Annotated in this window: 6 protein-coding genes; all 6 read right to left on the bottom strand. The window is 53.9% G+C overall.

Going from position 1 to position 13,599, the window contains the following annotated elements; all coding sequences use genetic code 11:
- Positions 1 to 13: 13 nt before the first annotated feature.
- Positions 14 to 805 (bottom strand): DISARM system phospholipase D-like protein DrmC, encoded by a 792-nt coding sequence (gene drmC, locus HOV93_RS18865; RefSeq protein ID WP_207398090.1) that lies wholly within the window; start codon positions 803 to 805, stop codon positions 14 to 16.
- Complete coding sequence (gene drmB, locus HOV93_RS18860; protein WP_207398089.1) at positions 802 to 2,637, bottom strand: DUF1998 domain-containing protein; 1,836 nt, start codon at positions 2,635 to 2,637, stop codon at positions 802 to 804. Before drmB ends, drmC begins: the two co-directional genes overlap by 4 nt.
- Complete coding sequence (gene drmA, locus HOV93_RS18855; protein WP_207398088.1) at positions 2,634 to 6,032, bottom strand: DISARM system helicase DrmA; 3,399 nt, start codon at positions 6,030 to 6,032, stop codon at positions 2,634 to 2,636. The genes drmB and drmA overlap by 4 nt, the downstream gene beginning before the upstream one ends.
- Positions 6,033 to 6,154: 122 nt before the next feature.
- Positions 6,155 to 6,808 carry a hypothetical protein gene (locus tag HOV93_RS18850; protein WP_207398087.1) on the bottom strand — a complete coding sequence of 218 codons (654 nt, stop codon included), beginning with the start codon at positions 6,806 to 6,808 and terminating at the stop codon, positions 6,155 to 6,157.
- 327 nt (positions 6,809 to 7,135) lie between these two features.
- The gene (locus HOV93_RS18845; protein WP_207398086.1) at positions 7,136 to 9,076 is read right to left on the bottom strand and encodes a hypothetical protein; all 1,941 of its coding nucleotides are present in this window, start codon (positions 9,074 to 9,076) and stop codon (positions 7,136 to 7,138) included.
- A complete protein-coding gene (locus tag HOV93_RS18840) occupies positions 9,045 to 13,598 on the bottom strand; it encodes a DNA methyltransferase (RefSeq protein WP_207398085.1) in 4,554 nt (1,517 codons plus the stop codon). The genes HOV93_RS18845 and HOV93_RS18840 overlap by 32 nt, the downstream gene beginning before the upstream one ends.
- Position 13,599: the final 1 nt, after the last annotated feature.

The raw sequence follows: 13,599 nt of genomic DNA, 5'->3' as shown, positions 1-13,599 counted from the left end.
GAAGCCAGCACGTTTAGAACGCGCGTTTCGCGAATCCGTGGTTAAACAATTGCCGAAAGTGATTCGTAATTTGACCAGCAAGCCACTTACTATCAATCCGAAGTCCGACTTCAATATTTCGCTCTTGACCGGCCTCTGTGAAGTTTGCAGACGAGACAAATACTTTCCTTGAATCGACCACGATACATTTGGCGTGTAGCGAGGAGCGAACGGGGACATCGTCCGCAACTGATCTCGGGTCATAGTAGACTTCAGGAAGCCGGCAACCTGTAGGCCAGTGTTTATCCTTGAATCGCTGCTTAAACCTTGCAATTAGGATCTCTGAGGAAGTTGTATCTGCGTCAGTTCGCGGAACGTTTAGGAAGAATTGGACATGAAGTGAAGGAATCTGTTCCATACGACGAGCAAGTGCCTCGAAGACTTGCTGTCCCTGATAAACGGCATATCCAATGACGATTACAGAATCATTGGCATGGGAGAATAACTCGCGGACGACTACCGACGTATCGCGGTTCGTTATTCCGGGAGCCTCTGGGCCGGACGTTACCAGGTCGATCGGAGGTTTTGAACCTTGGCGTCCCAAGCGATCTTCCACGATCAATTCGATTGCCGTTGCGATTTGCTTTTCTGAGAAACCCTGTTCTACCAATTCCGCCAACGATGAGCGCGTCGAATCGACTACGGACGCCGGCACGAATCGGGCGACCTGTAGTGCCGTATACGGCGGAGCAAGTCGCTCCGATCGCAGTGCCGACACTAGGGTTTGCAGATCGCTATTGCTGAGTTTCTCCAGACAGCCGTTCATAGCCCTGCCGAACCAAAGAATTCGACTCCGAGATGATCTACGGTTGGAACAACCAGAGCCCGGTCGAGGAACTCATTGTGTTGTTCGCAAGAGGTCTCTGATATCAGTAGGCACCCGTGGCAAGCCGCGCCGTGCAAAAAACGGCGTTCATGTTGATTCGCAGGCTCGTGCTGCGCACAAACCGGGTCATTCGAGCAAAGCTCACCCATCTTCAACGCGTTGCGGATGTGTTCATGGATTCGCCGTCCAACTTGCACGAGACCGCCCAACGTCCCCTCTGCATCCGATGTACCAGTATATAGGAGGACGCCATATCCAACTTCAGGAATCGTATAGATGCGTTCGCGGATCGAACTAGCCGGGTATCCACATTCCAGCGAGACGGCGGTAACAAGCAGGTGCGAGAACGAGTGAAACAATATGTACGGAAGCATGCCACCTGCTTCCACGAATTTCTTGCTTGCTCCAGAGTGCTCTCCCTTCCATGCTTCGTATCCCGCCAGGAGTCGCTTCCCTCGGGCAATCACATCTTTGCGAGCCACCCATTGCTCAACCGCGTCCTTACGAAATTGAATAAAAACGCCTTCACCTCGGTTCTCAATGGCAGGTAGCCAGGAAATCTCCCTGGCCAGTGATGCACGGCGAACGCCCATCTCCAGTTCTCCGTCGATATCCGGTGACACAGCTTCAAATCGCGTGAAGCCAACCTGAGCCATGACCTCGCGTAGGCGGTGGACGAGTACGACGCGTTCCACTTGGTTCATCCAGGGCATATCCCACTCGTTTTGTGGGAGGTTGCGAGCAAAGAAATTGCCGTCCGGTTTATCATCACCGATCGCGTCCTTGCTCGCCATCAGTGTTTCCATCTCGGCTTGCTTAATGGACTTGCCGGCTCCCGCGGATTGACCTCTACGGACCTTTATCTCGGCAAACACTTCTTCATCCTTAAAGCCATCGAGCGCAGCACTGACCTTCGCCTTTTTGCGTTCGTATTTAACTTCGCCGGCATCCTCCACTTCACCGATGAAATCCCATACAGCCTCGACGGCTTCGCGCAACGTTTCATTGCGGTCGGGTAAGGAAATTACACTCATGAGTTGAGGGAAATACGCGTTACTGGCGGTGCGAATCAGTAACCGATTCGGTTCTCCGCACTGTTCGTTGTCGAAGGGACCGAGCCATGGTCTGTAGCCATCGCATCGTCCCAAGGTTTGCGGCGACTCAGCGGCCTGTGCCATGCTGCGTTCACCTCGCCCGCACTCGCATCGTACCCAGACTTCAGCCAGATCACCGCTAGTGCCCCGCTCCTCGATCCACATTTGGCGTCGACACTCCGTATGGCCACCATGTACAAAGCTGAACCAATCGATGTCGCCTATGTGCCCATTTCGGCACGCTCGTACGAAGCGAACCGGAACGACGCTACGTTTCTTTCGATTGTCGTCGATGAACTTGCCATTGGATAATCTTCGGCGATTTACCAGCATCCGCGAACGTACGACGCCACTGCGCGGTTCGCTATCAACATCCTGAGTTATGAACCACTCTGGGAACTGCCACGCCGTTATTCCAGTTTGAGGACCGGTCGGATCATCATTGTCAGGGGGAGGAGCGAAAAGCTTTAGATCCTGAAGCGGAGGATCGAAAAGGTCCTTTAGCTTATCCACGAGGCGTGGCTCGATAATCTCATCGCCACCGGACGTCCAAGAATCTAGGCCGCCAATCAGAACAGAATGGTTGGGCAGGTCCATCATGGAGCCTGGTCCGAATGATGTGATCAGCTGGCTTCGTCTGACTTGGCCATGCGGCCGGCTTCCTGGTCGACGACTCATGTGTCTTCCTCCTCACTGTCAATTTCTACGCCGTCGATCGTCTTGAGCCACAGATTGACGCTTGGTTCAACGTCCCGCATCGAACGATTGGCTCGAAACTTTTTGTGCCTAGGCGGAAGCGTCTTCAATTCAGGATTTAGAAACTCGTACAACAAACGTTGGGCATTTCCCGCTTCTGTTTGGTATTGCAAGGCACCTCCTGCGTCGTGTTGTTCCTTCGCAATCTTTTCCCATTCGTCGAGGAGGTCCTTGCAGCGTGCCTCGACTTTCATACGCAGTTCCCTGGCATCCGTTATTTGTTGGCTCGTGTCGCGCGACTGTGTCTCGAATGCACGTTCTGCGAGTAGCCTCACGGCAAATGCAAGTCGAGGAAGTTCGCTCAGTATCTCCGTGGCTCCCCGAGGTGGCGTCATCGGCAAGTGCCCTTGCCGAATCAGCGAGATCAACGTGCCTGCAAGGCCACGATCGAGCGCTCGTGGTGAGAATGGTGTCACGCTGGTCGCCTCTACGCTCCGATAGAAAGATTCGTGGAAGGCAGCATAACGCTCGTAGTGTGAACGATCCCGCGGCCGATGGATGTTTAGAATCGTAACGACGAGACCAGGTCGCTGGTCATCGCGTCCCACGCGGCTAGTTGCTTGGATGTACTCGGAACTGGTTTTAGGCTGGCCGAAGCAAACCATAAGGCCCAGCCGTGTAATATCGAGACCGACCGAAATCATGTTCGTGGCGATCGCCACGTCGACGTGTTCCTTTTCTTTGAATTGCTGTTCAAGGCGACGTTTGGCCTCGGAAACCTTGTCGGTCGTAACTCGGCTGGTAAGTTCAACCGGCTCGTAGGCGATTGTGCGGTCCTTGAACAGTCCGTCTACCTCACCGATACGCCTGCGAGAACCACGAGCTATCAGCTGGGTGCGGACTTCGTCCTCAATTAACCGACGTGCGCCACCTAGTTCTCGCAAGCTATTAAAGTAGCCAAGTAGGGTCATGTAGGGATCAGCCGGATTGCTTTCGACTTTGCGTCCACCGGCTTCGTCGTAAGCTTTCTGGGCGGTACCCAGCAGGGCCAGGTACACACGCAACATAATCACCTTGGGGCTTCGGCCTTGCGCCGCAATTCCCACGTACTGACGGGCATTGCTTTCCTGCGTGGTGTGCGTACGTGCAAAGAAGGAATCTCGAATGTCTGGTCCTGGCGGCGGGAACACATCGACGTCTCGCCGATTGAACAACGCACGGATCTGACTCTGGGCTCGTCGTACCGTGGCAGTCGAAGCAATTATCTTTGGACGAACGCTCTTACCATCTACATCCTTCGACGATAATTCATCCAATGCCGATTCATAAAGCCCAACCATCGTTCCCAGCGGTCCTGAAATCAAGTGCAACTCGTCTTGAATCACCAGGTCCATCGGTGGCAGTCGATCGACTGGCAAAGGGCGTCCGGCAGAAGGATTGCATGGTCCATAAAACCCTTCTGAGTCGACGCGATCGACGCGTCCAAAGAACCCGCCGACCTCGCCCGTCCAGGGCATGGCGGCAAACTTGTCGACCGTCGCAATTAGAAAGCAAGGTAGGCGGCGATAGATTGGCTCATCGACAGAGAGAATCGGCAGGCTATTGCCCCGTGAGAAGTCACAGTGTCGATTTGCGCACGTGACGCGAAGATCGGTCGGGTCATCGGTACTGGGTAACAGCTGAAATGAGTTGGCCTTGAATTTCTCGCCGCACCACGGGCATTCTTCCAGCGGAATTGGGGATGGCTTGCGATCATCGTTCTTGAAAGCGATCGTCTTGCGTCGAGCGGAATGGGAATCCGTGTCTCCCTTCCTGCCCATACGATTTGGAGTCGCTGCCATTCCAACCCACAACCCGATCTCGAATGGCCACTCACCAAGCTTTTGGACGTCTTGCTGACGCTCAAGCTCCAGGGCACATACTAGGGCTGCGGCTCTTCCCAGCTGATCCAGTGTCAAAAGACGCAGCGTATATCGCATCAACACGCTTAGGCCGGCCGACGTCAGGCCTGGATTCCGCAGCCTTCTCAAGACCAACGTAAACGCAGCCAGTCCGAGATACGCTTCCGTCTTACCACCACCGGTTGGAAAGAACAGCAGGTCGACCAGTTCTCGATCATTGCTCTTGGGATCAGCAATCCCCTTCAGGTTCATCAGAATGAATGCCAGCTGAAATGGCCGCCATGCTGGAACGATCTCTTCAGGCTTTTTGCCAAGTTGCAAGGCCAGGCGACGACGTCCCTGGGCGGCCATTGCCTTGTTGGCGAGCCGAAACGCATCCAGGCACTGGGGATCAGCCAGCAGGTCGATTCCAGACTGGATTCGATTGGCAGCGATATTCGCCCGATGCAAGAGTTCCTCAGCAGTATCTCGGCGGTGTTGCGATAAACCCGACAGTGATCCTCTTTGCTGGTCAATCCAAGTCTTGTAATTGCTGACGAACGTCCCGAGTTGATTCTGAGCGTCAGTTCCATCTTGCAGGGCGGCAAGTGACTCCATTTCTAGCGTCACCCCGGTAATCTTCGAGGGAGCGACTTTTTCTACTTCTGCCGTAGGGAGCCAACTCGTCCTGACAGTCCGACAGTGGCCCTCTTCGACAACGCTGTCAGTAGCTACGCTGTGCCCTACAGCAAATTCGTATGATTCTCGGTATTGCAGATCCGCAACCCGTTCGTCCCAGTCATCACTTTCCAGGCTGCGGAGGTTCGGTCGGGCGACAAACGATTCCGTGCTACCAAGTACGAGTTCGACCTGGAAGATAAATCCTTCATCACGAGTTTCATCGGGAGCCGCTTTTCGGCGATTGACGACAAATATCGACAGGCTCCTCGTCCCATTGGGGAGTCCACCATCAAGGTTGGAATCAGGGACTCCCCGAACTGACCAAACCAACTCGACCCCGCGGCTATTTGGAACAGGGATCACCCCATGGTCTGGCACCTTCGTGCCGATTTTGACAGGTACGATTTCTTCTTTGGGCACGCGTTGCCATTGCTGTGGCCCTGAGTAGCCTTCGTCATGCTCGACGCGTAAGTATTCCCCGTACCGTACGACAGCTCCCAGCTCAGTGACTGATTTGGAGACAAGAACGCTGATGCCCATGCTGCTTGGCAAATAGGATCGCCGCGCCGCAGGTTTTTCCGGCGAGTCACTGTCGTCTATCCCTGCTGGTTCAGCAGCCTGATCCAACTCATCATTGCTGGTTGGATCGCATCGCTGCTCTTCGTCCGCATCGGTCGGTACCAGAAAGCCGGTCAAATACCAACGGGAAGGTGACTGTGGGAGCAGTTCTTTATGATCGCCGAGCGGCCCGGTCGGCCCAATTAGGTCAAGCTGCAAGGAGTCGACCAGAGTGCGGCGAACTTCTAGAGGAGCCATGGTGTTACTTCCCTGAATCTTTTGGTCGAACGAGTTAATCGAGAATCTGAAGTCGTCAATCTCGCCAGTCCCAGTCGTGCAGCAAACATTCAGTTACACTTCAGTGGAACGCACTTATCCGACTATGAGTCGAATTGTAGCTTTCTTTTTCTTAGACAATCGAGGACACAAAATGCGGCATCTTGAATAGGATACAACAACGCACTGGCAGTCTCGATCATTTCGATGGTGATCGGTTCATTCCCGTGGGAAATGTTATTTCGTAGAGTGGTTGCCTCCTTGATGCGTGATTCATTGGCAAGCAGTTCCGGAATTCCATTGGTGCCGAAAAGGTCATCGGTAAGCTGAGCGATGGCGCGACGGACACCTCCTTCCTCTTTTTTCCACTGACTCTTGTTCGCGTATGAAGCTGCCAGCCGTTCGATTACCCTGAAGAAGCAACAGAACTGATCAAGGCAATCGTCACCCGTCAGCCCCTTGCGAAACCAGCTTGCCGCAGCGAGGTAGCGAGGGTGGTCGCGGCGAAGAGCGACCAGTGATCCTGTAATCCAGGACCATTCTTCCAGGTGAACCGTTCTGGCATTTCGCATTGGCTGGCGATGTTGGCGACCTCCTTCACCTCGTGCTTGTTCCTCGGTCTGAAAAAACTGTACCGGGCAATCGGTGACGGCACTCAGCAGGTCGCACAATTGAGACAGATAGACATACCCTACCTGCTCAGCTGATCGGCGCGAACGAGCTTTGACATAGTAATCTACAACGATTCCACCTTGCATTCTATTTTCACTAATGGTGATTTCCGTAAAGTGATCCCTGTCCTGGCTGTGTGATTTAATGACTCGATCCGTGCGTCGATTTAACTCGGGCGACAATTGAATTGGGCCGAAAAGTCGAACTGAAAGCTGATATTGATTAATCGACCGTTGATAGTCATGGGGGTGGTTGGCGTCAGGCAACTTGGTTTTCTCCTTTGTGGCACTATGCGAGGTTCGAGTAGATCTGACTGAGTTCCTATTGAAACAAGAGGAACAAGTCAGAAGTACCGTATCCCATGACCTTCTGGCTAGGTATCCAGCCTATCGGTCGACAACGATATTGCTTCGCTAAAACCGTTTCCGCATCAGCAGTCCATCGTCGGTCGTGGCATCCAGCGTCTCAATTACATAAGGCCCCTTCGGGCTGGCCAAGTGTTTAGGAGGTTCGGATGTAGTTGTCACGATATATTGGAAGGACACATTATGACTACTATCAAACTTGGATTCCAACTCCTCGACGATTTCAAAGAGTCGGCCGAATAGTGGACCTTCCATGTCTCCTTCTCGGGGGCTGTCGTGGAGCAGGAACCGAGGATGGTGGCCGATACCGTAGACGCTGGCGGCCAGGCAGCTCACGTCGAAAGCCAAGACAGTCGTCATCACGGACATGGCAGCGCCGGCTGGGGCGAGTCGCTTGTCTGGGGCTGGGTGCAGGCCATTTCCGTCGACCTGGATGTCCCCCGTCGCGGTCGGTCCGAAGATCTCCTTCAGCACCTGGTCATAGACGCTAGAGAACTTTCGGAGCTTTCGGTGATACTTCTTTCTCAACTCGTCCAGCGTCTTGAGCGAGTTCTCAACGTCGCTGTCTGCCTTCTTCAGCTTCTTGGCCGCTTGGCTGACTGACTTGGCCAGAGCATCGAGACGCAGAGCCTCTTTGGCCACGCCTTTCCACTGCCCGATTTTTTGGTTGATGCCCGAAAGTTCTTTCGCCAGACGTTTCTCTTCATCTGTCAGGGCGTCCCTGGCGGCGGCAGCGGACCTTTCCAGGGCCTTCTTCGACTGCCGTTCTACTTTGATTTGCTTCTCGACGGCTTCAAGCTTCTCTCGAAAATCATCTAGGTGGCTATCCCTGGCAGGGTCCTTGGCGGTCCGCTTGGCACGTTCCTTGATCCAACATGGATCGGCTTGGCAGCGAGCGAAGGGCTTGGTGGGGTCTGATTCGTACTCGGCAATCTGTTGGGTGATGAGCTTAATGCGGCCTTGGCAATCACCGACCGCAGCTGCCGCGTCCATTACGGCTTGTTGGGCGATCGCGTACTCCTCTTGGAGTTTAGCGATCTTAGACTCAGCGACTCGCTCCGATCGCAGGCCTGTGAGCGATCTCACTTTTTTGTTGGCGACGGTCACCGGGTTGACGCTGTCGAAGGAAGGCTGGTCGCCGTCCATTTCGGCTTCATCCCCCAATTCAAGCGTTTCCCGAAGCGGCTCCCAGAGCGTTTCCAGTCTTCGCTGAATCTGTTCTGCCGAAGTCTTCAAGTACCCTCGGTCCTTTAGAAGCTTGCCATGCTTCAGACGCAGTTCGACTTCGTCCGCGTTCATGAGCCCCATCACCCACTGCATGATCAGGCTGTTCTCGTCGCGATCGAGGGGGGACCCGGGGTTGGCGTCGTCGTGTCGCCATTCGTTGGCCTTGCGGTAGCCGCATTGGTAATCGCGAGAGAGCCAGGCCAGGATATCCAGCCAACGGGCTTCTCGGCCGCGGGGGAGTGAGAACTGGGGAAGCTCCGAAAGCATCGCATCCTGGACACGAAGAACAAAGTCTTTGTGAGGAATCTTCCCGTCATGGGTCGTGATGGCTGCCTGCCAGTCATCGCTGGGAACTGCGTAGGAATCGGCTGCATGGTCCGCACTCAGTGGCCTGATGACGGTCCAGTCTTCGCCTTGGACGTTCCACTGGGCGACGACGTGGGCATTCTCCAGCCCAAGCGTAGACGCCAAGTTATCCTGGGTATCCTGCGTCCCGAAGTGTTGCTCGCCAAGCGTGTAGCGGATCATCCGCATCAACAGCGTTTTACCGAGGCTGTGGCCGGCGACCGGGCCTCCGCGGGCCTTCATCTGTTTCGTCTTAATGATGTTCAGACCAAGACGAAATGAGATGTCGCGAATCACGGCCGTGGGATCGAGCTGTGAAAGGATGACCACACGTTGGAGCCACAGGACAGGTCCATGCCGGCCGGCTGCTGGAGCTAATGGTTCCTCACGAAGTGGGAATAAGGTCGACGTCGGCATCGACAACCTCCTCAGTCACGGTAACCTTACCGGCTTCCTGCTCCCTCCGTAAGAATTCCAGTACCTCGTCCAGTCGTTTCTGGTCATCCGCAGACATCTCGATGTTCTTAGGAGCGGACGAGGTGATACGCCATGCCTGCTGGTGGTCGGTTCCCGCTTGCTCGATAAATCCATCGATATCCAGATCGTTGAGAATCTGATTGACGCCGACCTCGTTCTGGCTTGAAGCGGAAATAATCTTCTTTCTAAGCAATGCCGTGCGAAGTGCGTCATCGAGCATCAGGATCATGCATTCGTTGAGAACACGTCGCGTAACGGTACGGCCCTCCCAGTGACGGAGTATTATCAGCAGATAGCGATGCTCTCGTTCCAGGGTGGAGGCGAATAGTTCTGCCGTTGGTGTCTGCTCCTTGCGTTTTGCTTTCTTTCTCTTCGCAGGTTTGGGCTTATCCTCGGCCTTGGATGGCTTTGTGGCCGGATTGCCCGTCAGCAATTCCTCTTTGTGCCGCTGTTCATTGAGTTCGAGAAGACGGGCGAGAACTTCATCACGGAACTCATCAGGCCAGCGAAGACGCCAGGGCTTTTTCTTTTTGGACTTCTTACCGCTGTCGTCTTCGTCTCCTTCCTCGTAGTCTAGTAGGAACTCGCAATGAACAGATTCTGCTAGATCTTGCCAGCCATAGGCTTCTAAAACTGTATTGTCCATTTTCGCATGCAGTTCGCGTAGTTTTTCGATTTCAGGCGACTTCTCTTGTGGATCGTGGAATCGATTGTAGGTCGCAGTCAAACCTTCTGTAGACTTCAACATTAATGAAGCTCGGTATGTTTCGTATAATTCTCCAGACGAACGGCACAGCGACGGATTGTTTGGGAATGGAAATGTTTCAAAACTGTCAGATGATGTATATCGAAGATCATCTTTCATTGAAGATGAAAAGAACCTTGCCCAGATCTCGTGCACGCGACTCTGCATAATGCAGAATTCAGAAAAGTCAGAGAATCGAAATACAACGAGAGAGTCTGCGAAGACGTAGCTAGATGGAGTAAATGCGAACGAAACATGATTGCCAACCCGAGATAAAACAAGAACTCTACTCTCCGAACTGAGGGCACTAAAAAATTCGGAACGCGGTCGCTCATATTGCCACCAGAGAGATCGGCAGCGACGATCCTTAACCTTGTCTCTCTGCGGCTTGACGTTTTGACGGACAATGGCGAGGACGTCTGGCCACTCCTCGGCTTTCTCAATCTCCATTTCACCGAAGTTGATTACAAAGCGATTGGGAAATTGTCGTGGGCTAGAGTTGAGCTCCTCGCCTCCAAGGTAAGGGAATATGCGGTCCCGATTTCGTGGCGACTTTGCGAATAATTCTTCCATTTTCAATATCGGTGATGCAAGACCGCTATTGTCCGAGTCGTCGAATGTGAAGCCTGTGCCATATATTTTGACTCCATTCGAGCAGAGCCCGGCATTCGCAATCAATACATGCGGATTGTCGTCCATGCCGAGTGGAAAAAGATAAGCGGATATCTCGTCCACTGGCTTTCCATTCAATGAATATGGTGGACGGATCATTCCTTTCGTCACTGCAACTACACTTACGACGACAGCGGCTTGTCCTGGCCAACGGAGGCGACGATTTGCGTAATAAATTGTCGCGCCATTCTTTCTAATCCAACTAAGTCCGGTTGTACGTGTGTCACCCTGGGAAATAGTATTGGTGGCAATAAGTCCAAATGACCCGTTTATGCGGAGATTTTGGTAAGTCCGACGAAAAAAGTGGGCGACTAGGTCAGAGTTGCCATGCGACTCTTTGTGTATAATCTTCAACCAGTCTAGGAAACCATCACGATTCCCATTTACAAGCGTGTTTTTGCCGGCAAATGGCGGATTACCGACAAACGAATCGAACCCGCCGTTCACTCGTGAAAACACCTCAGGGAATTCAATTTCCCAATGAAATGGGACAAGCGGGTGCTCACCAGTGCTAAGGCTTTTTGTGGCATGAATAAGTCGCTTATGGACGGTCATGTTTAGCTTGCCATGGTTGATATCGTTGAACAACCGTTCGACATCTGTGAAGTACTCTTGGCAAAGCCTTTCTCGCTCTCTCGTCTTGGATTCCGCAAAAAATGCACTCACACATGCATGTCCGGCCAAGCGAATTACGGATAACGCTTCCTCAGCATTTGCTAATCGTTGTTCCTGATCACGGTATCTGGTGTCTTCGGGTGCGTTGAGAATCCTCGCACGAGCCTCGGTCGCCTTGTCGAGTCGCTTTTGAATTAATTCCTCGCCAAACTGTTTTTGTTTTAGGGGTTCCCAGTGAAACCCAATGATCTGTTTACGCGTAAGACCGACCAACGAATCACCGTGCCGCAATGAATGGTCGAGGAACGTGAACGGGTGGTCTTTAGCCAGCGTAACCAACCAGAGCGACAACTTAGCAAGATCAACCGCCATGACGTTCTTGTCGACGCCGTACAGGCAACGTTGTGCAACCGTACGTCGGGCATAAAGAACCTCGTCTTCGTCCGGGGGAATATCGGCCGGTGTAAGGCCATGAGATGCCCAGGCATCGATTAAGTGATCACCAAGCTGTCGGCATGTCTCGACCAGAAACGCTCCAGAGCCCATCGCTGGATCGCAGATTTTCAAATCGAGAATCTGCGCCGGATGGGGCGTGCCAACTTCCCGTGCTAGTTTTGCATATTCGATCGCCTGTTTGGACTGCAACACCCGAGCTTGAATCTCGCCAGCCGTGTAACGTTTCTTATCCTCTTTTGAAGGCTGATAAATCTCGGGCAGTTCCACTTCCGGATCGCACAGCTGGTTCAGAATCGGTTCCAGTGTCGTACGAACGATTGGTTCGGTGAGCGACCTAGGCGTGTAGTGCGAGCCACTCCGCCGACGTTCATCCGAGGGTTGCAGAACGATCGCTCCCTCAGGTACGATCCGCGGAGTCACTTTCTTCTGAATCTTCTTGTCGAGGGCCTTTAGTAGATCCTCAACAGTTTCTGCATCTTTAAGGAGCTTGGTTGCATCCTTGCCAAGTGCCTGGTCGCTCTGCTCTTTGAGCCACTTAGCTCGGTCCTTTCCCTTCGTGGCGAGCAACTCTTCCAGGTTGATCGTCGCCGGCGCACCATGCGTCTTCACCGGCTTGATGGCGATCGATTTCCCTCGAGCCACCTCCAAGTTGAATCCCATCACCGTTTCGTAGACCGAACCAATCTGCTCGACATCCAGGCTACGGTAGCTAAGACGCTCGCCATCGAGGATGAGCAGGTTCTGCAGGACGTTATAGACGATCCCGTCACTCACGCGCGGAATCGGAGGCGCTTCGTCCGATGGATTCGACTTTCGTTGCCGACCCTCCAGGAAAGGATAACGCTCGGGATCGAACAGGTAGCCTTTGCGGCCGGGAAGTTTGAAGTCGCCGTGTTGCCCCCCTTCGTAGATGAGACGGAACAGCGTGATGAGCTGCGACCAGGCCCCGAACCTCTGATTCATCGTGTCGGGATGCCGCCCGGCATCTTCCCGCAGCCGATTAAACAGACCGGTCACGGAGTAGTAATTCGAGTAAACCGGATCACTGGAGAGCAGGTCGCGATCCTCGGCATACATCACAAACACCAATCGCATCAGGACGGTCAACAGGCCTGAATAGACGTGGTTGGGGGCGCTTCCGAGTACTTCGCGCAGGAGATCCCCCTGGCGAACATCGTCGGCAGCCTGGAAGCCTCGCATCATCTCGTACAGGGCAGCGAGAACCTGTTCGGCCAGTTTCGTGGATACCGTGTTCTGGTATTTACGGCTGTTCTCGAGGATGGCCGGCAGACGCTGCTTTTCCCCCAGCGTGAACATGCGGTCGGCACACAGCAACATGTGCAGGGCGGCGAACATCGGTCGGCCGGCAACCTGGGTCATTTCATCGACAATGAACGTCGCGTGACCGCTTGATTCCCCCTTCGGCGCGTAGACGAGGCGAAGCTGGCGGCGATTGGAGATCAGGCCGATCGGGACGCCTGATTCGCGGAGGAGACGCTCGAACTTGGCCTGGGGAGCCGCATTCCAGTGCCCGGCTGTGTCGTCATCGGAGGAATCATCGAAATCGGTGCCTGCGGGTAGTTCCTGGATCAGCATCATCCAAGGACTTTGCCCTTCTTCCGGCTTGAAGGCCGGAACGGCCTGGGTAGGACGCAGGGTTTCGTTGTACTGGGGTAGAATGACTTCGAGGGAGGCCATATTGCCTGGTAGCGGCCCGCGAGCGGGGATGTCGACAAGGTCTGCCGCTTCCCAGTCGAGTACTTTCTGGGTGAACTCGGCCAGATCGCGGATTTCCGGGATGGGCTGATCGTTATCACGTGGCAGGCAGCTCAGGAACTGGGCATGCTCGGCCATGATGTTTTTGTTGACGTAGCACTGAGCCTCCAGCATGGCTGGGACCGATACGACGAGACCGACCGGCTGAACGTAGCCGATCCACTCCTGATGAGCGAGTTCTTCTGGTGATTTTGCCATG

The organism is Bremerella alba (genome assembly GCF_013618625.1).
Lineage (GTDB): Bacteria > Planctomycetota > Planctomycetia > Pirellulales > Pirellulaceae > Bremerella > Bremerella alba.
This window is presented reverse-complemented; position numbering and strand designations above follow the sequence as displayed.

Coding starts and splice junctions, on each gene's coding strand:
- drmA (WP_207398088.1), bottom strand. CDS start 6,032: ATGGCTCCTCTAGAAGTTCGCCGCACTCTGGTCGACTCCTTGCAGCTT.
- HOV93_RS18845 (WP_207398086.1), bottom strand. CDS start 9,076: ATGCCGACGTCGACCTTATTCCCACTTCGTGAGGAACCATTAGCTCCA.
- HOV93_RS18840 (WP_207398085.1), bottom strand. CDS start 13,598: ATGGCAAAATCACCAGAAGAACTCGCTCATCAGGAGTGGATCGGCTAC.
- HOV93_RS18850 (WP_207398087.1), bottom strand. CDS start 6,808: ATGCAAGGTGGAATCGTTGTAGATTACTATGTCAAAGCTCGTTCGCGC.
- drmB (WP_207398089.1), bottom strand. CDS start 2,637: ATGAGTCGTCGACCAGGAAGCCGGCCGCATGGCCAAGTCAGACGAAGC.
- drmC (WP_207398090.1), bottom strand. CDS start 805: ATGAACGGCTGTCTGGAGAAACTCAGCAATAGCGATCTGCAAACCCTA.